This is a genomic window from Pseudochelatococcus contaminans (assembly GCF_014195635.1).
Taxonomy (GTDB): Bacteria; Pseudomonadota; Alphaproteobacteria; order Rhizobiales; family Beijerinckiaceae; genus Pseudochelatococcus; species Pseudochelatococcus contaminans.
The window spans coordinates 92170-114922 of sequence record NZ_JACICC010000004.1 but is presented as its reverse complement, the minus strand read 5'-3'; the positions used below and the strand labels follow the sequence as shown (position 1 = coordinate 114922).

General features: G+C 59.3%; 23 protein-coding genes and 1 tRNA gene. 17 read left to right on the top strand and 7 right to left on the bottom strand.

The window, feature by feature from the left end; translation table 11 throughout:
* Positions 1-44: 44 nt before the first annotated feature.
* Positions 45-761, top strand: a complete 717-nt coding sequence (locus FHS81_RS09190; protein WP_183752249.1) for a pyrimidine 5'-nucleotidase — start codon at positions 45-47, stop codon at positions 759-761.
* A 543-nt stretch (positions 762-1304) separates the two neighbouring features.
* On the top strand, positions 1305-2231 hold the full coding sequence (locus tag FHS81_RS09185) for an MBL fold metallo-hydrolase (RefSeq protein WP_183752247.1): 927 nt from the start codon (positions 1305-1307) through the stop codon (positions 2229-2231).
* Between the two features lie 13 nt (positions 2232-2244).
* On the opposite strand, the gene FHS81_RS09180 is transcribed toward FHS81_RS09185, so the two are convergent.
* Together FHS81_RS09180 and FHS81_RS09175 are read right to left on the bottom strand one after the other, a co-directional pair.
* On the bottom strand, positions 2245-3447 hold the full coding sequence (locus FHS81_RS09180; RefSeq protein ID WP_183752245.1) for a pyridoxal phosphate-dependent aminotransferase: 1203 nt from the start codon (positions 3445-3447) through the stop codon (positions 2245-2247).
* Positions 3448-3530: 83 nt separating this feature from the next.
* On the bottom strand, positions 3531-3824 hold the full coding sequence (locus FHS81_RS09175; RefSeq protein ID WP_183752243.1) for a hypothetical protein: 294 nt from the start codon (positions 3822-3824) through the stop codon (positions 3531-3533).
* Here FHS81_RS09175 and FHS81_RS09170 point away from each other — a divergent pair.
* The 14 genes from FHS81_RS09170 to FHS81_RS09105 all read left to right on the top strand — a co-directional run bounded on the left by FHS81_RS09170 (position 3823) and on the right by FHS81_RS09105 (position 16236).
* The gene (locus FHS81_RS09170) at positions 3823-4038 is read left to right on the top strand and encodes a hypothetical protein (protein WP_183752241.1); all 216 of its coding nucleotides are present in this window, start codon (positions 3823-3825) and stop codon (positions 4036-4038) included. The two genes, FHS81_RS09175 and FHS81_RS09170, sit on opposite strands and share 2 nt — an antisense overlap.
* A 27-nt stretch (positions 4039-4065) precedes the next feature.
* Positions 4066-5262: a PQQ-dependent sugar dehydrogenase gene (locus FHS81_RS09165; RefSeq protein WP_183752239.1), complete on the top strand. Its 1197-nt coding sequence runs from the start codon at positions 4066-4068 to the stop codon at positions 5260-5262.
* Positions 5263-5459: 197 nt separating this feature from the next.
* Positions 5460-5536 (top strand) — tRNA-Met (locus FHS81_RS09160).
* Between the two features lie 293 nt (positions 5537-5829).
* A complete protein-coding gene (locus FHS81_RS09155) occupies positions 5830-6240 on the top strand; it encodes a DUF4332 domain-containing protein (protein ID WP_183752237.1) in 411 nt (136 codons plus the stop codon).
* A gap of 318 nt (positions 6241-6558) precedes the next feature.
* The gene (rpsA, locus tag FHS81_RS09150) at positions 6559-8262 is read left to right on the top strand and encodes a 30S ribosomal protein S1 (RefSeq protein WP_183752235.1); all 1704 of its coding nucleotides are present in this window, start codon (positions 6559-6561) and stop codon (positions 8260-8262) included.
* A gap of 327 nt (positions 8263-8589) precedes the next feature.
* Complete coding sequence (gene sppA / locus FHS81_RS09145) at positions 8590-9558, top strand: signal peptide peptidase SppA (RefSeq protein WP_183752233.1); 969 nt, start codon at positions 8590-8592, stop codon at positions 9556-9558.
* Between the two features lie 62 nt (positions 9559-9620).
* On the top strand, positions 9621-9938 hold the full coding sequence (gene ihfB, locus FHS81_RS09140) for an integration host factor subunit beta (RefSeq protein ID WP_183752231.1): 318 nt from the start codon (positions 9621-9623) through the stop codon (positions 9936-9938).
* 45 nt (positions 9939-9983) lie between these two features.
* Positions 9984-10319, top strand: a complete 336-nt coding sequence (locus FHS81_RS09135) for a lipopolysaccharide assembly protein LapA domain-containing protein (protein ID WP_183752229.1) — start codon at positions 9984-9986, stop codon at positions 10317-10319.
* Positions 10312-11010 carry a phosphoribosylanthranilate isomerase gene (locus tag FHS81_RS09130; protein ID WP_343052462.1) on the top strand — a complete coding sequence of 233 codons (699 nt, stop codon included), beginning with the start codon at positions 10312-10314 and terminating at the stop codon, positions 11008-11010. Before FHS81_RS09135 ends, FHS81_RS09130 begins: the two co-directional genes overlap by 8 nt.
* Before the next feature lie 87 nt (positions 11011-11097).
* A complete protein-coding gene (trpB, locus tag FHS81_RS09125) occupies positions 11098-12351 on the top strand; it encodes a tryptophan synthase subunit beta (RefSeq protein ID WP_183752225.1) in 1254 nt (417 codons plus the stop codon).
* Positions 12348-13178, top strand: a complete 831-nt coding sequence (trpA, locus tag FHS81_RS09120; RefSeq protein ID WP_183752223.1) for a tryptophan synthase subunit alpha — start codon at positions 12348-12350, stop codon at positions 13176-13178. The genes trpB and trpA overlap by 4 nt, the downstream gene beginning before the upstream one ends.
* Before the next feature lie 81 nt (positions 13179-13259).
* The gene (gene accD / locus FHS81_RS09115) at positions 13260-14219 is read left to right on the top strand and encodes an acetyl-CoA carboxylase, carboxyltransferase subunit beta (protein WP_183752221.1); all 960 of its coding nucleotides are present in this window, start codon (positions 13260-13262) and stop codon (positions 14217-14219) included.
* 97 nt (positions 14220-14316) lie between these two features.
* The gene (locus FHS81_RS09110; protein WP_183752219.1) at positions 14317-15636 is read left to right on the top strand and encodes a bifunctional folylpolyglutamate synthase/dihydrofolate synthase; all 1320 of its coding nucleotides are present in this window, start codon (positions 14317-14319) and stop codon (positions 15634-15636) included.
* 9 nt (positions 15637-15645) lie between these two features.
* A complete protein-coding gene (locus tag FHS81_RS09105; protein ID WP_183752217.1) occupies positions 15646-16236 on the top strand; it encodes an IMPACT family protein in 591 nt (196 codons plus the stop codon).
* Here the strand turns inward: FHS81_RS09105 and FHS81_RS09100 are convergent.
* From FHS81_RS09100 to pncA, 4 genes are all read right to left on the bottom strand, one after another.
* The gene (locus FHS81_RS09100; RefSeq protein ID WP_183752214.1) at positions 16221-17258 is read right to left on the bottom strand and encodes a YcjF family protein; all 1038 of its coding nucleotides are present in this window, start codon (positions 17256-17258) and stop codon (positions 16221-16223) included. The genes FHS81_RS09105 and FHS81_RS09100 overlap by 16 nt on opposite strands.
* 12 nt (positions 17259-17270) lie before the next feature.
* The gene (locus FHS81_RS09095) at positions 17271-18719 is read right to left on the bottom strand and encodes a YcjX family GTP-binding protein (protein ID WP_183752212.1); all 1449 of its coding nucleotides are present in this window, start codon (positions 18717-18719) and stop codon (positions 17271-17273) included.
* Positions 18720-18889: 170 nt separating this feature from the next.
* Positions 18890-19417 (bottom strand): SixA phosphatase family protein, encoded by a 528-nt coding sequence (locus FHS81_RS09090; RefSeq protein ID WP_183752210.1) that lies wholly within the window; start codon positions 19415-19417, stop codon positions 18890-18892.
* A gap of 104 nt (positions 19418-19521) precedes the next feature.
* A complete protein-coding gene (pncA, locus tag FHS81_RS09085; protein WP_183752208.1) occupies positions 19522-20148 on the bottom strand; it encodes a bifunctional nicotinamidase/pyrazinamidase in 627 nt (208 codons plus the stop codon).
* Positions 20149-20427: 279 nt separating this feature from the next.
* On the opposite strand from pncA, the gene irrA reads away from it, so the two are divergent.
* A complete protein-coding gene (irrA, locus tag FHS81_RS09080) occupies positions 20428-20898 on the top strand; it encodes an iron response transcriptional regulator IrrA (RefSeq protein ID WP_183752743.1) in 471 nt (156 codons plus the stop codon).
* An 81-nt stretch (positions 20899-20979) separates the two neighbouring features.
* Here irrA and FHS81_RS09075 read toward each other — a convergent pair whose 3' ends face one another.
* A complete protein-coding gene (locus FHS81_RS09075; protein ID WP_183752206.1) occupies positions 20980-22743 on the bottom strand; it encodes an acyl-CoA dehydrogenase C-terminal domain-containing protein in 1764 nt (587 codons plus the stop codon).
* Positions 22744-22753 lie beyond the last annotated feature (10 nt).

Below are 22753 nucleotides of genomic sequence, written 5' to 3'. Positions count from 1 at the left end.
AGGGAGTGGCGACGGTCAAAAGACAAAAGGGGCCTGGAAAGCGTATGGTGGACAAGGCAAATGGCGCTTCCGTCGCCGGCAATTTCACGCACGTCGATACCTGGATATTCGATCTCGACAATACCCTTTATTCTCATGAATCGAACGTATGGCCCCAGGTCGACGAACGCATCACTCTCTATATTTCCAGTCTGCTCGGACTTGATGCAATATCGTCCCGGGCCTTGCAGAAGTTTTACTACTACCGTTACGGCACGACCTTGCGCGGGCTTATGCATGAGTTTCATGTCGACCCGCATGCCTTCCTCGATTTCGCCCATGACATCGACTATTCGGCTCTCACGACTAATGAGCCACTTAAACAGGCAATAGAACGTCTTCCCGGCCGTCGATTCATCCTCACCAATGGCTCGCGGGGACATGCAGGGTCCGTTGTGTCGCGGTTGGGGATCGAAGCGCTCTTTGAGGATACGTTCGATATCGTTGATGCCGAATTCATACCGAAGCCGGAGGCGCAGACCTACGCTCGTTTTCTTGATCGTTTCGGAATAGATCCGGCGCGTGCGGCCATGTTCGAGGATTTGTCAGTCAATCTGGCCGTGCCGCATCAACTTGGCATGCAGACGGTTCTCGTGCTGCCTGCGACTCACGATCCCCACCGCGAAGCGCATGAGCAGGCACTATCCAAAGAAGAGCACGTCGCGCACCATACGTCGGATTTGCCCGATTTTCTCGGTGGAATCACACCCAAAACGTTGTGATCGTGGAAGCATGTTAACGCCCGGATAACAACGGCTCTGTAACAGCGCTCATGTGTGGCAACGCACCGACTTCCGAAAGTCTGGAATGTTACGTCAGCATCCATAGAACGGATGCTATGCGCCACACTTTCCGTGCCGATGTATTTTGCGCCGTTTCATGTGTTCATGTCGCCGCCGCGGTTTCCGTGTCGGTGTCTGGCTCGGTAGCCTGTTGAGCGGACCGCTTGCGGTGCCCCCTCCCGTTCACAGGCTGCCGGGCTTTTTTACTTGTATCGTGATGCTTTCCGATGCCACGAAGCCCGATCTAAAATAGTCAGAGGTTTTGCCTTCCGCCCCAATGGGTACGCCCTTCGGCGTATCTTGACCCTGACTATATGAGCAGATTGATTTGAGGGTATTTTCGATCGCTCAAAAGCATTTTATGAAGCTATATCATTTGTTTGCGCTGGATAATCGGTTTTGCGCTTTGCTGTGCCGCTGCCATACAGCTATAAGGTGTCATGACGCACGTTTTGAGAGTGCGAATGCTGATAGGTTGCTTGTATGAGTGTGTTGACGCAGCCCCTGACGGGTTCCTTGGCCCAACCCTCGCAGCAGCCCACGGCGGATACGCTATCGGTGCGCTTCTGGGGGGTGCGCGGCTCGCTGCCTGTGGCAGGACCGGCGTATTCTGTGTTTGGTGGCAGAACCTGTTGCGTTGAAATCCGATGTGGCAGTCGACTGTTCATTGTCGATGCAGGCACGGGTATTGCGCCTTTTGGCGAATTTTTATCCGGCGGAAAATGCCCGTTGGACGATGAGCCCGGCAATGTCTTTGACTTGCTGCTGAGCCATCTGCATCTCGATCACGTGATGGGACTGCCGTTTTTTGCGCCCGCGCTGGGATGCAATAATATTATTCGTGTGCATGTGGGGAATATGGGCGGCTCATGTGGCCGAAAGGCTCTTGATCGTCTTTTCTCGCCGCCGCTGTTTCCCGTGACGCTTGACGAGTTACCAGCGCAATTCAACCATATCGGCTTTAATGCCGGTGAAATGCTCCGTTTCGACGACGGCTTCGATGTCGCGACCTGTCCGCTATTCCACCCGGACGGCTCTACCGCCTATCGCTTCGATCATGGGGGGCGACGCGTGTGCTACGTGAGCGATATCGAACATGGATCTGACTGGCCACCTGCCAACCTGATCGAATTCGTAACGGGTTCTGATCTCGTTATCTTCGATGCCATGTATGCGGCGGAAGAATATGCCCGCTGCAAGGGCTGGGGGCACTCGACATGCGAGGCAGGACTGTCGCTTTGCGTCGCTGCCGGCGTGAAGTCTATGGCCGCTTTTCATCTTCATCCCCGGCATGACGATGAGCGGCTTGCACTTTACGAGAACAAGCTGAATGCGGTCTTGCCGGGTTCGTTCGTCGCGCGTGATGGGTTCAGCATATCTTTCCCTGCCATTACTGGCAGGGAAAGATAAATAATTCAGTACCTTATTTCAGTTCGTTGACAAACCGCCTGATGCGGCGACCGGCTTCTTCAAGCTTGTCGTTGGAGGTTGCGTAGCTCACGCGGAAGTTTGGACCCGAGCCAAACGATGAACCGTGCACGGTTGCCACGCCTTCTGTCGCCAGCAGCTCCAGCACGAAATCCTCGTCCGTGGCGATAACTTTGCCGGACGGCGCGGTTTTGCCGATGAGCGGAGCAATCGACGGATAAACGTAGAACGCACCTTCAGGCGTGGGGCAGGTGATGCCCGGCGTCTGATTGAGCGCGGACACGATCAGGTCGCGACGGGTCTCAAAAGCGCGCTTGAACACCGCCAGATGATCCTGCGGCCCGTCAAGCGCCTCGACAGCTGCCCACTGCGAAATGGACGAGGTGCCGGAGGTCTGCTGACCCTGCACCATGTCCATCGCCTTGATGAGCGATTCGGCACCTGCTGCGTAACCGATACGCCAGCCCGTCATCGCATAAGCCTTCGACACGCCGTTGATGGTGAGCGTGCGCTCATAGAGATTAGGCTCGACCTGCGCAGGGGTGACGAATTCAAAGTCACCGTAAACGAGATGCTCGTAGATATCGTCAGTCAGCACCCAGACATGGGGGTGACGCACGAGAACATCGGTCACCGCCTTCAACTCTTCACGCGTGTAGGCCGCGCCGGAAGGGTTCGACGGAGAGTTCAGCAAGACCCACTTCGTGCGGGGGGTGATGGCGCGCTCCAGATCTTCCGGCTGAAGTTTGAAGCCTTTTTCGATGTGCGTCGGGACGATGACGGGCGTGCCGCCGGTCAGCGCGACGATCTCCGGATAGCTCACCCAGTAAGGCGCGGGAATCACGACCTCGTCACCGGGATTGATGGTGGCAAGAAAAGCATTGAAAATCACATGCTTGCCGCCGGTTCCAACGATGATCTGTGAAGGCTTGTAATCAAGCTCGTTTTCCCGCTTGAACTTGCGCGAGATCGCCTCGCGCAGTTGCGGGATACCGGCTACGGGAGTGTACTTCGTTTCGCCACGGCGGATGGCTTCGATGGCGGCGTTCTTGACGTTATCCGGCGTATCGAAATCAGGCTCGCCGACCGACAGCGAAATGACATCCCGGCCCTGTGCTTTAAGATCGCGGGCTTTCTGCGTCAGCGTGATGGTTGCGGACGGCTTGATGCGTGACAGAGCATCGGCGAGAAAAGCCATGATCTAAAGCTCCTTCAGGAAGTGGGGATAAAACAAATTGGCCAGGGCGGGATAACCCTGCACCCGTTTCCGGAACGGTCAATTCAGAAAACGCGGCAGCCTAGTCCCGCCTTTTCCTGCTGGCAAGTAGGCAAACGCTTTATTGCATGTTTTAAAACGGAAAAACGCGCTCTGGAGTTCTGTCCGGCAGGTGCCCCGGCTTCTTCGGCGGCAAGAAAGCGTATCCAGATTGTCATAAATGTGGAACCGATCGTTAACCCAGTCGTTAGTTGAGGCAGGCGGTGCACAATGATTTCTGTCAAAACAGGACAGTCATCCACAACCACATAGCCACATGGGCTGGCGTGCAGCGCCGACAAACGACGGGAGAGGGACATGAAAAAAGTCGATCCGATCCGTATGTCGGATTTTCATCGCCCCCGCGCGATAGCTTATGCACCGGGTGAAGCGGCTCGACAATTCAGAATATCGGCAGTTCTTGCCGGAGCGATTATTATGGCGACCGCCGCGGTTGCGGCTGGTACCTTGTCGCAACCCTCATATCAGGCACAGGCGCCGGCGACCTTTGTGATCGATTCGCAGCCTTCCTGATCGTAGATCGCTTTTGGAGAGCATTGAATGGCGTTGCGTAAAATTGCTGAAACCATACGTTGCGCCGCTCTTTTAGGTAGTTTGGTGGCTGCACCGACGCTGACTTCAGCCTCTATTGTTTACGCACAAGACAGTGCTGAAGAAAGCTCTGTACGTCAGGCCCATATAGAACAGACGGAAAAGGCGAAAATCGCTGTTTCAACTGTCACTTCCGGGCTCGAACGTCCGTGGGGGCTGGCGTTTCTGCCGGACGGTTCTTTTCTTGTTACGGAGCGACCGGGAAGACTGCGGCATGTTTCTCGCGGCGGCGCGGTTTCGGCTCCGTTTCGTGGCGTTCCGACGGTTGCCGCCAGCGGGCAGGGCGGTCTCCTCGATATTGCGCTCGATCCTGCTTTCCCGGAGAACAGAACCGCGTACATCGCCTTTGTCGAACCGCGTGATAGCGGCTCCGGGATAGTCGTGATTCGTGCGGTCATTGACCTGGACCGACTCGCACTTACGGATGTCGAAACCATCTTCAGCCAGAAAGACAGTGGCCGGGGAAATGCGAATTTTGGCGTTCGGCTCGTACCCGATGACGAGGGCTTTTTGTTCATCACGGTCGGTGACAGATTTTCAACCCGTGACAAGGCTCAGGATCTCGATAGTCATCTGGGCAAGGTTTTGCGCATCAACACAGATGGCACGGTTCCGATCGATAATCCATTTGTCGGTCAGGACAATGCACTACCGGAAATCTGGTCGGTAGGACATCGGAATGCGCAAGGTGCCGCGCTCAATCCAAAGACCGGAGAGCTTTGGATATCGGAGCACGGCGCGCGGGGCGGGGACGAAATCAACATCGTCCGTAAGGGCCTCAATTATGGCTGGCCCATTATTACACACGGCGTCGATTATTCGGGCGCGCCCATCGGCATTGGAAATGCACGCGACGGTCTCGAACAACCAATCTACTATTGGGTGCCTTCTATCGCGCCCTCAGGGCTGGCTTTTCATGATGGTGGCCAGATTGAACCGTGGCGTGACAGTGTTTTTGTCGGCGCGCTGGCCGGACAGGCCCTTGTTCGACTGGAAGTTGCGGATGAAGCCGTTACGCATGAAGAACGTATTCTGACAGGACTGAATGAACGCATCCGCGACGTGCGTACGGGGCCAGACGGATATCTCTATCTGCTTACGGATAGCGAGAACGGGCGCATTCTTCGGATCGGGCCGTCGAGGTAAATTCGCGTGTCCGGCATGCAGTATGAGTTTTCCCCAAGTGGCGGTGAATGACAAGTGCATCAGGTACCAAGACGCTTGACATCCATATCTGCAAATAACTATATCGCCAATATGCAAGTGGCAGCGTTTCGGCGCGGCCCCCTTTGATATTGTTGTATGGATGACACCGAGTGATGTGTGCCATATTGCAGAGGTAAGGCAGTGTAGCTCAGTTGGTGAGAGCGCCGGATTCATAACCCGGAGGTCGGCAGTTCAAGTCTGCCCACTGCTACCACATTCAAAATGCTAATGCGGATCGATAATTTTCTCCGCTTCCTGGCCCTTCACAAATTTCGTGAGCTTTAACGGTCGGCACCGTGCGCCTTTGTTGTGACCTGTTGTCAACATCGTGCGAATCTTTTCATCAAGGATCGTGTGAACTGTCATTTGCGGTTGCGCCCGAGCATGCGGCAGCTTAGCCTCACGCAGTAGCGCATGATGCTAGTCGCTTTGCCTTGCTGCTTCTCGTGCCGCTCCTGAAATTGTATTTCGGCAGTTATTTTGTCATCGGCTGTGATGGAGCTAATCATGACGTCTTACGCACTCGATAGCATCGAAGGTATCGATACAGCCCACGTCGATGCCTTTAAAGCCGCCGGAATTACCACCACTACAGCCCTGCTTGAGCACGCGCATGACCCCAAGGGGCGCAAGGAACTGGCGGCGACCACAGGCATCGATGCCGCGTTGATTCTCCGCTGGGCAAATATTTCAGATTTGCTGCGTATCCACGGTGTCGGCAAGGAATATTCCGATCTTCTGGAAGCTGCGGGCGTTGATACCGTGAAGGAGCTCAAGCACCGCAATGCGGCCAATCTCACCAAAGCGCTTGCGGAGGCGAATGAGAAGGGCAACTTCGTGCGAGCGCTCCCGAGTGAAAAGGTTGTCGAAAAGTGGATCGAGGAAGCCAAGGTGCTTCCGCCCGCATTGACCTATTGAGTCGTTAATTCTGTTGCCGGACTGTTGAAAACGCTTGTGGCGCGGGCAGTTCGTGTGTAGAGAATTTCGTTATGGCAGTCATCGCCCGCCGGTGACGACGGGGCGCGTCAATCGCGCCCTTTTGGTTTTTGGTCTTGGCTGTTTTTTGGTCGAGTTCCATGGCGCGGTGTCAAGCTGCCTATACTGTTCCCTACTGTCGGCCATCAGACGCCGACCCGCTGTTTCAGCGGAAGATCGCGCGGTGGCCAGACTGCGCGGCGCCGGCAGGCGGGGACGGCCCGTTTTTCGAGCCGTCGGCGTCGTTGGTCAGGAGTTTTCATGTCCGTATCCGTTAACCATGCCCCCACCCGCGAAGATTTTGCCGCGCTTCTTGAAGAGTCGTTCGGCGGCCAGGAGTCTCAGGAAGGTTCCGTCGTCAAGGGTATCGTCGTCGCCATCGAAAAAGACGTTGCCGTCATTGACATCGGTCTGAAGACCGAAGGCCGCGTGCCGCTGAAGGAATTCGTCGGCCCCGGCCGCGACAGCGAACTCAACATCGGCGATGAGGTTGAGGTCTACCTTGAGCGTGTTGAGAACGCGCTCGGTGAGGCTGTCATCTCCCGCGACAAGGCTCGCCGTGAGGAAAGCTGGGTCAAGCTTGAGAAGGCTTTCGAGAACAACGAGAAGGTGACGGGCGTCATCTTCAATCAGGTGAAGGGCGGTTACACGGTTGACCTCGACGGCGCCGTGGCGTTCCTGCCGCGCTCGCAGGTCGACATCCGTCCTGTCCGCGACGTTACGCCGCTGCTGAACGTACCGCAGCCGTTCCAGATCCTCAAGATGGACCGCCGCCGCGGCAACATCGTCGTCTCGCGCCGCACGGTGCTTGAGGAGACGCGCGCCGAGGCCCGTTCGGAACTCGTTGCCAACCTCGAAGAAGGTCAGGTCATCGAGGGTGTGGTCAAGAACATCACCGAATACGGTGCGTTCGTTGATCTGGGCGGCATCGACGGTCTGCTGCACGTCACCGACATGGCATGGCGCCGCGTCAACCACCCGACCGATGTCGTCACCATCGGCCAGCCGGTCAAGGTCAAGATCGTCAAGATCAATCACGAGACCCACCGCATTTCGCTCGGCATCAAGCAGTTGCTGGCCGATCCGTGGGAAGGCATCGCGGAGCGTTATCCGGTCGAGAGCCGCTTCTCCGGTCGCGTCACGAACATCACCGATTACGGTGCGTTCGTCGAGCTGGAGCCTGGCATCGAGGGCCTGATCCACGTTTCCGAAATGTCGTGGACCAAGAAGAACGTGCACCCCGGCAAGATCGTCTCCACTTCGCAGGAAGTGGATGTACAGATCCTTGAAGTCGATCCGGTCAAGCGCCGCATCTCTCTCGGCCTGAAGCAGACGCTTCAGAATCCGTGGGAAGCCTTCGCAGAGAAGAACCCGATCGGTACCGAGGTCGAGGGCGAGGTCAAGAACAAGACCGAGTTCGGTCTGTTCATCGGTCTTGATGGCGACGTGGATGGCATGGTGCACCTTACTGACCTCGACTGGAACCGTCCGGGCGAGCAGGTCATTGAGGAGTACAAGAAGGGCGACGTCGTGCGCGCGGTTGTTCTCGACGTGGACGTCGAGAAGGAGCGCATCTCGCTCGGCATCAAGCAGCTTGAAGGTGACCCCTTCGCTGACGCTTCAGACATCAAGAAGGGCGCGACCGTCACTACCGAGGTGCTGGAAGTCAAGGATGCCGGCATCGAAGTCAAGATTGTCGACACCGATCTGACCGCCTTCATCCGCCGCGCCGAACTGGCCGGCGACCGTGACGAGCAGCGCTCCGAGCGTTTCTCGCCCGGCGAGAAGGTTGACGCACGGGTGGTTCAGTTCGACCGCAAGGCGCGCCGTATCCAGCTCTCCATCAAGGCGCTGGAAAAGGCAGAGGAAAAGGAAGCAATCGCTCAGTACGGCTCGGCCGACTCTGGCGCTTCGCTTGGCGATATTCTCGGCGCTGCGCTGAAGAAGGCGACCGAAAGCAAGTAAGATCCGCCCAATAGGATCAAGCAAGGGCGAGTGTGCGCTGTGCGCTTGCCCTTGCTCCTCAAAGCCCGCCCGGTATAACCGTGCGGGCTTTTTGTTTGGGACTAAGGGGGATTGCGGGGATTTTGTAGGGTCGGCGATTTTCTGATGCTGGTTTGCGGCGTTTTTCGTGCCATACACATGCACGTAAAATCTGTATGAAGATCGGACAAATCAATTACTTATCAAAAATAGGCTTTCCAAAAGCGGGCAAATTGCTCTAATCTATAAGCGGTCCCGGATCGGATATTCCGAGCGGGGCGCCGATTCTCGGTTCGGGCCAGGGCAGATATGAGTTACGAGGCGGATCTCATTGCTGATCGCCGCCGGTTGCGCGGCCGCGTTACCGTTTGGCGGGTGCTTGCATTTGTGGCGCTGCTGGCGGTCATCGTGCTGGGCAGCTTTTTGGTGTTTGGAGACGGGATATCCCGATCCCGCCCGCACGTTGCACGCATTAATATCAACGGTGTCATTACCGGCGATCAGCGCACGATCGATCTCATCAACGATGTGAGAAAAAACGACGCTGTCCGCGCCGTCTTGCTTCGGATTGATAGCCCGGGCGGCACTACTGCCGGCTCTGAGATGCTGTACGACTCGTTGCGCAGGCTCTCGGAAGAGAAGCCCGTCGTGGCTGTGGTCGGTGCGCTGGCTGCTTCAGGCGGCTATATCGCGGCTCTCGGTGCAGATCGAATTGTTGCTCTTGAAACATCGCTGGTTGGGTCGATAGGTGTTCTTTTCCAGTACCCGGACTTGACCAGGTTGATGGATACCATCGGTGTGAGCGTGGAAGAGGTAAAGTCCAGCCCGCTCAAGGCTGCGCCAAGCCCCTTCGAGCAAACATCGCCTGCGGCGCGTGAGGCTCTGGAAAGCCTCGTTCGTGATAGCTTCGACTGGTTCAAGCGGCTTGTGCGCGAAAGGCGCGATCTCGACGACACCCAGCTTGCGTTGGTGGCCGACGGGCGTGTCTTCACTGGCAATCAGGGCGTCGGTCTGCGTCTCGTCGATCAAATCGGTGGCGAGCGTGAGGCTAGGGCGTGGCTGACCAGCGAAAAGAAGATTGATAACGACCTTCCCGTCAGGGAGTGGAGGCGTCGGTCGCGGCGCGAGGCGCTGGATGTTTTTAGCGCTGGCGCTTTCGTCGCACGCACGGCCGGCCTTGACGATCTGGCTGCTGCCGTCGACCGTCTTGGAGGCAGTATTGATGCCCGCCGACTTGACGGCCTGCTGGCGCTCTGGCACCCTGAACCGCAAAAATAGTTGTCTTTCCAACTGTATATCTTTCCGTATCCACTAGGATGTCCAATCAAAGAGTGGGGTTGATGATCAAATCCGAACTGGTTCTGCGGATTGCGGAGCAAAATCCCCATCTCTACCAGCGTGACGTCGAGAATATCGTCAATGCCATACTGGAAGAGATCACACGCGCATTGTCTCGCGGCGACCGCGTGGAATTGCGCGGCTTCGGTGCTTTCTCGGTCAAGCGGCGGGACGCCCGCATCGGGCGCAATCCCCGCACCGGCGAGACCGTCGAGGTCGATGCCAAGATGATCCCCGTCTTCAAAACGGGCAAGGAAATGCGCCTGCGTCTGAACGAAGGCCGCGATGTGCTGCCTGGCGATGACGACGCCGACGAGTAAAGATAGGCCGGCCTTGTTTGGCCGGGCAGAGATGAGGCATAGCAAGTGAAAACGCTGTTGCGCGTATTGATTATCATCCCGCTGGCACTTGTCATCGTGCTGCTGGCGGTGGCGAACCGTTCGCCGGTGGTGGTCTCGCTCGACCCGTTCTCCGGAGCCGATCCTCTGGTTGCGTTCTCGGCGCCACTTTTCGTCATCGTACTCACGGCTGTTGCCGCAGGTATTCTGTACGGCGGCTTCGTCGTGTGGTGGACACAGGGGCGCTACCGCAAAGCTGCTCGCAAGCAGGCGCGTGAGCTCGATCGCGTGAAAGCGGAAGTTGCCAGTCACCAGCCCGTTCCGACTGGCGCACTCGCATTGACCGCGCGCACTCATGATTGATGAGATAAAGCGGGCAATAAGCATGCCGCGCGGCCTGGTGAAAATTTGCGGGCTCAACACCTCTGAGTCTGTGACAGCTGCCATATCGGCCGGGGCCGATATGCTTGGGTTCGTTTTTTTCCCCAAAAGCCCCCGTCACATATCCGTTGAACAGGCAACAGCGCTCGTCGCGCAAGCACGTGATCTGTCGCAAACGGTGCAGATTGTTGCACTGACTGTGAACCTATCGGATACGGATCTTGAGGCGATATGTGGGAGCATCGCGCCGAACTGGTTGCAACTGCATGGCAAGGAAGCGCCGGATCGGGTTGTCGAAGTGCGCAGGGAGTTTGCCACCCCGGTTATGAAAGCAATCGGCATTGCCAATGCGGAGGATGCCGAAGATGCTCTTCGCTATGCGACTGTTGCCGAAAGACTATTGCTGGATGCAAAGCCCACTGCGGGTGCGCTACCGGGCGGCAACGGCGTCATGTTCGATCATCGTTTGATCGCAGGGCATGATTTCGGCGTGCCTTATTTGCTATCGGGCGGACTAAACGCGGATAATGTTGCTGAAGCCGTAGCGCTCACGCGGCCTGATGGGGTGGACGTGTCGTCGGGCGTGGAGTCGGCCCCCGGCGTCAAGGACGTTGCGCGTATTCATGCGTTCGTCCGGGCCGCGCGGGAAGCATTGGACAGCGCTGCGCAATAACAGTATGTCCCATCATGACCCTATGATGAAGAATGGCGGCGATGCCCCGCAGCGGTACTGTCCGGAATGTTTTGAGGATTCGACAGAGTGAGCAACAAGCCCAATTCCTACACGACGGGGCCGGACGAACACGGCCACTTCGGCATTTTCGGCGGACGCTTCGTCGCGGAAACATTGATGCCGCTCATTCTCTCGCTTGAAAAGGCTTATGAAGAGGCAAAGGCCGACCCGGATTATGCGGCGGCGATCGCTAGTCAACAGAAGCACTATATCGGTCGTCCCAGCCCTCTATATTACGCTGAGCGGCTGACCGAAGAGGTGCGCGCAAAAGCGCCGGAGGGGCAGGGCGCAAAAATCTACCTGAAGCGCGAGGAGCTGAATCACACCGGCTCCCACAAGGTCAACAACGTGTTGGGGCAAATTCTGCTCGCACTGCGCATGGGCAAGAAGCGCATCATCGCGGAAACCGGTGCGGGGCAGCACGGGGTGGCGACGGCGACATTGTGCGCGCGTTTTGGCCTTCAATGCGTTGTCTACATGGGTGCCGTTGATGTCGCGCGCCAGATGCCGAATGTCGTGCGTATGCAGTTGCTTGGCGCGGAGGTTCGGCCAGTGCAATCCGGCGCACGCACGCTGAAGGACGCGATGAACGAGGCATTGCGCGATTGGGTGACCAACGTCGCTGACACCTTCTATTGCATCGGAACGGTAGCGGGGCCGCATCCTTATCCTGCCATGGTACGCGACTTCCAGTCGGTGATCGGGCGTGAGGTGCGCGAGCAGGCGCAGACGCTTGAAGGCAAGCTGCCCGATTCGCTGGTTGCATGCATTGGCGGCGGCTCCAACGCTATGGGCTTGTTCCATCCGTTCCTCGACGACGCATCTGTGGAGATTTTTGGCGTCGAGGCGGCCGGCCATGGCCTTCACTCCGGCGCGCACGCGGCATCGATCGCTGGCGGTAGGCCGGGCGTGCTGCATGGCAACCGCACTTATCTGTTGATGGATGGAGACGGACAAATCGCCGAGGCGCATTCGATATCTGCGGGCCTTGACTATCCCGGTATCGGGCCGGAGCATTCATGGCTGCATGAGACGGGCCGGGTGACTTATCTTTCTGCCACCGATACAGAGGCGCTTGCGTCTTTCCAGCAGCTCTCGCGGCTTGAGGGCATTATCCCGGCGCTTGAGTCTGCGCATGCGTTGGCACGGGCGGTGGATCTCGCGGCAGAGCGTCCGCGGGATCACGTGATGGTTGTCAATTTGTCTGGCCGCGGTGACAAGGATATCGATCAGGTGTCCGAACTGCTGGCTGCATCGAAAAAAGAAGGAGCCGGGGCATGAGCCGCATCGAACGTCGCTTCGAATTGCTGCGTACCGAAGGCCGCTCCGCGCTTCTGACCTTCATCACGGCGGGTGACCCGGATTATGACACCTCGCTTGCCGTCATCAAGGCATTGCCGGAAGCGGGGGCGGACATTATTGAGATCGGCATGCCGTTTACCGATCCCATGGCCGATGGCCCGGCGATCCAGCTCGCTGCGCAAAGGGCGCTCAAGGGCGGGCAAACGCTCGTCCGCACGCTTGATCTCGTTCGGGAACTGCGTGAGCAGGATGATGATACGCCGGTCATCCTGATGGGGTACTATAATCCGATATATATTTATGGTGTGGACCGCTTTCTGGCTGATGCGAAGGAAGCGGGGGTCGACGGGTTTATCGTTGTCGACCTGCCGCCGGAAGAAGATGGCGAGTTGTGCCTGCCGGCGCTTCGTGCGGGGCTTTCATTTGTGCGGCTCGCCACGCCGACGACCGATGATGCGCGCCTGCCTTCCGTGCTCGCTAACACGAGCGGATTTGTTTACTACGTCTCCATTACCGGCGTGACGGGAACGGCTGTGCCGGACTTCGATGCCGTTGCCGCCTCCGTTGCACGCATCAAGCGCCATACGGATCTGCCGGTCGTGGTCGGATTTGGTGTGCGCAGCGGCGACCATGCTGCCGCAATTGCACGCGGCGCTGACGGAGTTGTCGTGGGGTCGGCGGTTGTTGATGCTCTGCGCAATTCGCTCGATGCGGAAGGCCGGGCAACGGAAAACACGGTGCCTGCTGTTTCCGCGTTGGTGCGTGAGCTTGCGGAAGGCGTGCGTTCTGTGTCAAAGGATACGTGAATTTTCTTGTTTGATGCGTTTTCCCGCGAAGCGGCGCTGACTTCGCCTTAAAACGTTCCGGGTGCCTCAGAGAGAGTAGCGATGAACTGGATTTCCGACGTCGTTCGGCCGAAGATCAAGACGCTGTTTCGCCGCGAAGTGCCAGAGAACCTCTGGATCAAATGCCCCGAAACCGGGCAGATGGTATTCCATAAGGATGTCGAGGCGAACCTCAACGTCATTCCGGGGTCGAACTACCATATGCGTCTTGGCGCAGTGCAGCGCCTCAAGATCACGTTCGATGACGGAGAGTGGGAAGAGGTATCTGTTCCCGAGGTTCCGCTGGATCCGCTGAAATTCCGCGATGAAAAGCGCTACACGGATCGCGTGCGCGATGCGCGCACCAAAACGGGGCTGACGGACGCCATCAAGGTTGGCATTGGTGCGGTTGAGGGCCAGCCGGTTACGATTGCCGTGCAGGATATCAACTTCATCGGCGGCTCTCTCGGCCTTGCGGCGGGTGAGGCTTTTATTCGCGGTGCTGAAGCTGCCATCGAGCGGAATACGCCGTTCATCATTTTCACGGCGTCCGGCGGCGCACGTATGCAGGAAGGCATTCTCTCCCTGATGCAAATGCCGCGCACGACAATTATGGTGGATCGTCTGCGCGAGGCGCGGCTGCCGTATATTGTGGTGCTGACCAATCCGACAACTGGCGGCGTGACGGCGTCTTATGCCATGCTGGGGGACATCCATATCGCCGAGCCCGGTGCGCTCGTTGGCTTTGCCGGACCGCGCGTTATCGAGCAGACTATTCGCGAGAAACTGCCGGAAGGCTTTCAGCGCGCGGAATATCTGCATGAGCATGGCATGGTTGATCTGGTGGTTTCTCGCCATGAGATGAAGTCGACCCTTGCGCGCATTTGCCGCTTCCTGACCCATCAACCCAAGCCCCCCGTGGTTGAAGAGCCGGAAGCCGACGAGGATCTCGAGGGCGCTGCTGGCGAGGCTGGGGATGATATTGCGAGCGCGAGCGATACCCGGCAGGTGCCATCTCTCTGATCGGGTCGCTGTATTTGCGATCCGGGGCTCTGTCAGAATCATGTCCTGATGTTACTTGCCGGCTGCGAGCATTCGGAATGCCGGGCGAGGAAGTTGAATGGAATCATCCGAAGCGTTGCTGGCGCGGTTTCTCGCGCTGCATCCCAAAGCTATCGACCTCTCGCTGGAGAGAATTCAGCGCCTGTTGGCCAGCCTCGGCCACCCCGAACAGCGGTTGCCACCCGTCATTCATGTCGGCGGTACGAACGGCAAGGGGTCGACTGTTGCGTTCATGCGCGCGATTCTCGAAGCGGCGGGGCTGGTGGTGCACGTATATACATCGCCGCATCTCGTGCGCTTCCATGAACGCATCCGCCTTGGACAACCGGGAGGCGGGCAGTTCGTTGGCGAAAAGGAACTTGTGGAGACATTTCGCCGCTGTGAGGACGTGAATGCTGGCGAGCCGATCACTTTCTTCGAGATGACGACAGCGGCAGCATTCGAGCTATTCTCATCGCATCCAGCGGATGTGCTGTTGCTTGAGGTGGGGCTTGGCGGGCGGTTCGACACCACCAATGTCATCGCGGAACCAGCGGCGGCTGTGGTGACACCGGTATCGCTCGACCATGCCGATTTTCTGGGCGACCGGGTGACGCTCATTGCCAAGGAAAAGGCCGGTATTTTCAAGCGCGGCGCGCCTGCCGTCATCGCTCCACAAGATCCTGAGCCTGCTGCGGTGCTTGAGGCCGAAGCCGAACGGGTCGGCGCAAGGCTGTTCGTCGGGGGGCAGGATTTCACCGTGCATGAAGAGAGCGGGCGTCTGGTGTATCAGGACGAACGCGGATTGCTGGATCTGCCGACGCCACGGTTACTGGGGCGTCACCAGCATATCAATGCCGGCACGGCTATTGCGGCGCTTCGGGCTGCAGGGTTTGGCAACCTGCCTGTCAGTGCGTTCGAGGAAGGCATGGCGCGTGTGGAATGGCCAGGCCGCTTGCAGCGATTGACACGCGGACGGCTCATCACGCTTTTGCCGGAAGGTTCCGATCTTTGGCTCGACGGCGGGCATAATCCGGATGGCGGCCGTGTGCTGGCCGAGGCTATGGCCGAGATCGAGGAAAAGAACCCCGCACCGCTAGTGCTGGTGTGCGGCACTTTGGGCACCAAGGACACGGAAGGGTTTATGCAACCGTTTCGCGGACTTGCCCGCGAAGTGCTCGCCGTGCCGATATCCGGACAAGCGGCGGCGCGTCCGGCCGAACAAGTGGCCGAGATTGCCCGGAAGGTCGGGCTTCGGGCTGCCCATTTCAGCAGTCTTGAAGCAGCGTTGGCCTCACTGCACGATACGGTGTGGGAGCGGCCGCCGCGTGTGCTGATTGCGGGCTCGCTTTATCTTGCGGGCGATGTCCTCGCAGCCAACGGCACACCGCCGCGATAGGTGACGCCCATGTTCACGCTCGCTGGCGTGCATCGTTTCGAGCAGGATATCAAACGTAGCCGCTTTCGGGCGGTCGCTGGGCCTGTGCAGGACGCGGAAGAAGCGCGCCAGTTCTTTATGGCGCATGGCGATGCCGGCGCCGGACATAATTGCTGGGCGTTCCGGGCCGGAAGTGTCTACCGCTTCAATGACGATGGTGAACCGGGCGGCAGTGCCGGAAAGCCCATTCTGCAAGCGATTGACGGGCAGGGGCTTGATCACGTTGCCGTACTTGTCAGCCGATGGTTCGGCGGAGTGCTGCTGGGGACCGGCGGCCTCGTGCGTGCTTATGGCGGCACGGCAGCAACTTGCCTACGCGAGGCGGAGCGTGTTGAAATCGTTCCCACGACGACCGTGCGTATCGTCTGCGCTTTCGCCGAAGCGGGGCGCATCCGGGCGCGGCTGGATACGATTGCAGGAGCGCGCGTGGATGATGAAGAGTTCATGCCCGGTGGCGTGCGGATCGTCGTCATAATGCCCGTGACGGTCTCTGACGCATTCATTCGCATGGTGACCGACATCACCCGCGGCCACGCGGTTATCGATCAGGCGGAAGGCTGACCATCCGACGCGACCTTTTTGCTGCTATCGAACAATCCGGCAGCGATGTCAGTAAAACGTGGCGGCTCCACCGCTACGAAGGGCAGCGGACGGCAGACCTCTATGGCCGCCAGACCGACGCGCGCCGTAAGCAGGCCGTTGAGCACACCCTCGCCAAGCTTTGCGGAGAGGCGCGCGGCAAGTCCGAGGCCGAGCACCTGTTGAATGATGTCGTCGCCCACGGCAATGCCACCCGTGACGGCCAGATGCGATAAAACATTCCCGGAAAGGCGCAAAAAGCCGAACAGACCTGGCCGTCCGCCATAAAGTGCCGCGACGCGGCGCACCATGCGCGCGGAGGCATAAATCACGAATACAACGTCGACAATCGCGCGCGGGCTGACGGCAGTTACCAGTGACACCTGCTTGGCGCTGTTGGCCACGATGGCGCGGGCGCTGCGGTCCAGCGGCGCCAACAACTCCTGTTCCGCCACGTTAAGCCTGTCGGCGGCGTCGATGATGGTGTCTGGGCCGATAGCATTCAGCGTCGCGCGGGCGCGTGCGGTTTCCGGCCTGGTGGCGTAGATGGAGAGCAGGCTTTCCACGACAGCGGCGGCGGCCTTGTCATCGTCGGCTTCACGCGCGGCAATGGCCTTGCGGTGAAGTGTTTCAATGCGCCGTTCACGCAGGATGCCGCGCACCTCTCGCGCAACAATCGCGATGAGCGCGATGAGCGCAAGCCCTGCCAGTGCCAACGCGCCCCAGCCGAGGGCAGGCGCTGTAGCCAAAAGGCGGGAGATCATCTGCTCCACACCAAGGCCAATCCACAGCAAGACCAGCCCGCCTAGCGCCGATATCAGCAAACCCAGCCAAGGCGCACGCGCCTTTCGGGGAGCGGCAGGCGGTGGCAGCTCGTCGTAAGGCGTATCCGGCTCCTCGACCAGAATCGTCTCGGGATCGATGCGGGTTTCGCGCGGAGTTTCCTCCACCGGAGGCAACTCGCCGGACGGGTCGAGGCGGAAGGCGCGGGGGGCTCTGCTCATGATCCGTTTGCCCTATAAAAGCCGGTCGCCAATAAGAAACTCGATCGCGCGATCCAGACGAATGTGCGGCAGCGCCGGTATGCGGCCTGCGGCATCCGGCGTGCGCAGAGGCGGCCGGAAACGTGGAAACCGCAGCGCGCCTGGCGGGATGACACCGTTGAAAACGGCTTGTGGATCATCCGGCAACTCGCCGGGAAACACGGCAGCTTCCGTCTCGCCGTCAAATATCTCGTCACCAATGCGCTCGCCGGCCTCTGGAGTGCCGATAATGGCTGGTAAGGTTTCACGACCTGAGCGCACACTGCCTTCACGCGTGGCGCGCACCGATGCGAGAGCCAGCACGTCCACCCTGGCTCCCGCACCTTGGGTGCGGCGCAGGGCGCGGTCCACCAGCAGGCGAAGAATGGCCTCCAGACGGGCGTGGTCTGTACGATGCAGGTGATCTGCTTTCGTGGCAGCGAACAACACGCGGTCGATGCGGGGAGAAAACAGCTGGCTGAGAAACGAATTGCTACCGGCGCGGAAGGCAATCAACACCTGATCGAGCGCCTCTTCCAGTTCGGCCAGCGCCGCAGGGCCGGAGTCCAGCGCCGACAACACGTCTACGAGAACGAGTTGCCTGTCGAGGCGGGCAAAGTGATCGCGGAAGAACGGCCGCACGACGTGGGTGCGGTAAGCATCGAAGCGCCGCTCCATTTGCGCGTGCAGGCTGCGCGATACCGGCTCCTGCCCAGATGCGAGATCAAGCGGCGAGAAGGTCAATGCCGGTGAACCGGCAAGATCGCCCGGCATCAGGAACCGGCCTGGCGGGGTCGTCGCGACACGCTCCGGGCCTTCACGCAAGGCTGTAAGATAATCCTTGAAGAGGTTGCTTAATCTGGCAATTTCCGGTTCCGTCGCCGGTTTGCGAGGGTCGAGTTCGGCCAGTGCCGCCAGCCAGGGCCCAGCGATGGCGGCGCGCTGCGGCGTGCGGCTCGCGGCCATTGTCTCACGCGACCACGTGGCGAAATTCTTGTCGATCAGCGCCAGATCGACGAGCCATTCACCCGGATAATCGACGATGTCGATGGCGAGGCTTGCAGGACCGGAGCGCCAGCCCGTGCGCCGCTCATATTCGATGAGAACACGCAGTTCCGCGATATGCGTCGTCGACTCGGGCCAGCGGCGGTGCGGTTCGGCCAGCGTCGCCAGATGCTCTTCAAAGGGAAAACGGGGGACGGCATCATCCGGCTGATCATCGAGAACAGCGCGCCTGATACGGCCTTCGCTGGAAGCACGAAAGACCGGCATGGGCGAGACGCCCACCAGATGATGGATAAGCGCAGTGGTGAACACCGTCTTGCCGGACCGCGACAGCCCGGTAACGCCAAGGCGCACGCGCGGCGACACTGTATTGGCGGCGAAGGAGCCGATGTTGCGAAACAGGTCGACGGCTGAATCGAGTGACGATGGAACTTTCACAAAAAGCGCTGCCCGGAACAGTCTGCCTTCAGTTCGCTATTGGGAAACTGAAAGCAAGTTGCGGTTGAAGTCGGTGCCAAAGCGAGCGGCCAGCTTCTGTCACACCGGCCATCACTTCGGGTTGCGGAATAAGCGCGCAGAATACGCGCTTTGTTCCGGCTGCGCCAGCATCAATCGTCGTCGCCCAAAAGGCTGCGCGGCGTAATGAAACGATCAAGGCTGCCCGAACGCGTTTCAATATCCCGCCAGTCCTGAATATCGAAATCGATCACGGCGAGGCCGCCAGTAGGGTATTTATCCGCCAGTAACTCGCGCGCTGCCGTATTGCCCTTGCCGATCAAAAACCGGGCGACATCCTCGAAGCCGGGATTGTGCCCCACGAGCAGCAGCGTGCCCACGGACGGTTCGGTCTCGCGGATCACGTAGAGGAGGGCGCCGGGCCGGGCCTCATAAATGCGCCGGTCGAAACGCACCGGCACCGAGCGGCTCAATTCCTGCTCGACGAGATCCCAGGTTTCGCGGGTGCGGCGGGCTGTCGACACCACGGCGAAATCGGGAATGAGGCCGTGCGACTCGATGTAAGCGCCAAGGCGGGGCGCATCACCAAGGCCGCGCCGCCCGAGCGGGCGCTCGTGATCGGCAATGCCGTCAGGCCAGTCTGATTTGGTGTGACGAAGCAGAATAAGGCGTCTGGACATGTTGCTAAACCGATCCCGTGAGGCAGATCGCTCCGGAGGAGCGGGCGGCGATTCTTTGGAAAAGACACACGCCGTCAATATCTCGACGCGTTATAACCAATTGGTTAATCGAGGAGTGCCGATGCGACACGCTCCACACCTGCTTGCTGGAACTGACGCCATGCGGCAGCGAGAGAGCCGTCGACGTCGATGCCCCGGCAAGCATCCTCCACGACAGTAACGCTGAAGCCAAGGCGACGCGCGTCGAGAGCGCTCCATGCGACACAGAAATCGGTCGCAAGACCTGCTATGACGATATGGGAGAACCCGCGCTCACGCATGTAACCGGCAAGGCCGGTTGCGGTCGTGCCATCGGCGGCGAAGAACGCGGAATAGCTGTCGATATCCGGGTGGTAGCCCTTGCGGATGACAAGCTGCGCCCGTGTGGCCTCAAGATCGCGATGAAAGTCCGCGCCGGCTGTCCCTTGCACACAATGGTTCGGCCAAAGTGTTTGCAGCCCGTAGGGCAAAAGAATTGTATCGTATGGCACCTTACCGGGATGCGACGCGGCGAAAGACGTGTGGCCTGCCGGATGCCAGTCCTGCGTCAGCGCAACGTTGTCGAACTGCCCCACCAGCTTGTTGACGACCGGAATGATCTCGTCGCCGCCAGCTACGGCGAGACTGCTGCCCGGCATGAAATCGTTCTGCACATCGACGATGAGCAGCAGTGTTTCACTTTGGCCCGTCATCCGCTTTCCTTGCGCTGCTTCCCTTGTGCGTTCCAGAATCCCGAAATTCTACAACAAATCACGTTGAATCAGAAGGAGGCGACCGTCGGCAAACCGCTCAGTCATGCATAAAATGCACGAGGGCGTGAACGAACAAACAGAGGACAATGACTTTCAGGGCTTGCGGCAATTGCGATCCATTCTTATGATAGGTTAAATGTACGAGGATTGAAACAGGCACGGGAGGTCGCGAGGGTGGCGAATTTGCAGGTCAGGACAATCGCTGTGGACGAATCGGAGCTGGATGCGCCGGTTCCGGGCGCGATCGTCGGCAGCCACATTCCGCAAGAATCAAGCCGGGGATGCCCTGTTCATCAGCTTCGCGAGCAACTGCGTCACGCGGGGCTGCGCCCCACGCGTCAGCGTATTTCGCTGGGCTGGCTGCTCTTCGCCAAAGGCGACCGTCACGTTACGGCTGAAATGCTTTATGAAGAAGCCACGCGCGCCCGCGTGCCGGTCTCTCTGGCGACGGTCTACAACACCCTGCACCAGTTCACCGAAGCCGGTCTGCTGCGCGAACTCGCAGTCGATGGCTCCAAGACCTATTTCGATACCAACGTTTCCGATCACCATCACTTCTTCGTAGAAGGTGAGGACGATCTCTTCGACATTCCGAACTCTGGTCTCTCCGTGGAAAAGCTGCCGGAGGTTCCCGATGGAATGGAGGTTGCCCGCGTGGACGTGATCGTTCGGCTGCGCCGCAAGCCATAAGGCGGCAGTAGCGCACGCGGTTGCTGATATTTGATTTGGAAGGAGGGGTGTTGCCCCTCCTTTTTTATTGGGCATCCTGCTTCAGAAATCGTCCGAGGGAAGCGCCGTAATCGTCTGTGCGCCGGCTTCAAGAGCGCGATCAAGGCCGTAGACCTGCGGCAGCACACGCGATACGAAGAACCGGGCGAGGATAAGCTTGTTGCGGTGGAAGTCCGATCCGGCGGCTTGTTTTTCCGCCGCGGCAGCGATGCGCACCCACACCCAGCCCAGCGATACCAGTGCGAAAAACCGCAGATAATCTGTGGCGGCGGCTCCCGGTGCAGACGGGTCGGCGGCTGTCTGGCCGCGCAGGCGCTCGGTTGCGCGTTGCAGCAGCGCAAAAGCCTCGCGAACAGGCTCCGAGATATCGGAAATGCTCTCGGGCGCGGCCGTCAAATCGGCCTCGATCAGGCTGAAGAAGTGCTTTGGCAGCGCGCCGCCATCGATGGACAGCTTGCGCCCGACGAGATCGGCGGCCTGCACACCGTTGGTGCCCTCATAGATCTGGGCGATACGGGCATCGCGCACGAACTGTTCCACGCCCCATTCGTGGATGTAGCCGTGGCCGCCGAACACCTGCTGTGCCAGAACGGCGCCTTCGAAGCCCAGATCGGTGAAGGCCGCCTTGATGACCGGCGTCAGCAGCGCGACATTGCCGTCCGCCACAGCGCGCTCGGACGGGTCGGAAAGTCCGCCGGCCTTGTCCATTTCGAGCGCCGTCCAGATGGCAAGCCCGCGTGCCGCTTCCACAAATGAACGGATGGTCAGCAGCATCTTGCGCACATCGGCGTGCTCGATGATCGGCACCAGCGGCGTCTTGCCATCGGCAGAGCGGCCCTGAATGCGCTCTTTCGCGTAGCGCGCGGCCTTCTGGTAAGCCGCGTCGGCGACACCAAGACCCTGAATGCCCACGAACAGCCGCTCGGCGTTCATCATCGTGAACATTGCCGCGAGGCCCTTGTTGGGCTCGCCCACAAGCCAGCCGGTGGCTTCGTCATAATTCATGACGCAAGTCGGCTGGGCATGAATGCCCATCTTCTTTTCCAGCGCGCCGACGGAGAACGTGTTGCGCGCGCCCTGCGAACCGTCGTCGGTCAGGAAAAATTTGGGTACGAGGAACAGGCTGATACCCTTCACGCCCTTGGGGGCATCGGGGAGGCGGGCGAGCACCAGATGGATGATATTGCCGCCGAAATCATGGTCGCCGGAAGAAATGAAGATCTTGCTGCCGGTGATCTTGTAGGAGCCATCCGCCTGCGGCGCAGCTTGCGTCTTGAGCAAGCCAAGGTCCGTGCCCGCGCCAGCTTCGGTCAGCGCCATCGCGCCGGTCCACTCGCCAGTAATGAGCTTTGGCAAGTATGCGGCTTTCAACTCGTCGCTGGCATGGTGGGCTATTGCCTCGCTCGCGCCGCGCGTCAGGCCGGGGAACAGGCCGAACGACAGGTTGGCGGCGGAAAGCATCTCGTCCGACAGGATCTGCAACACACGCGGCAGGCCCTGGCCGCCATATTCGGTTTCACCGGAAAGCGCCGACCAGCCTGCCTCGGAGAAAGCCCGATAAGCCTGAGCAAATCCTTTAGGCGTGTGGACCTCGCCATTGACGAGACGGCTGCCTTCTTCGTCGCCGGGCAAGTTCAGCGGCTGGATCGTCTCCGCGAAGAAGCGGCCTGCTTCCTCCAGAATGCTTGTGGCGAATTCCGCGTTGACCTCCGCGAACGAGGGAATGCTCTCGCCGAGATCGTCAATGGAAAACACATCGGACAGTAGAAAACCGATGTCGGCGACAGGGGGCGTATAGTCGGACATTTCGGGCGCT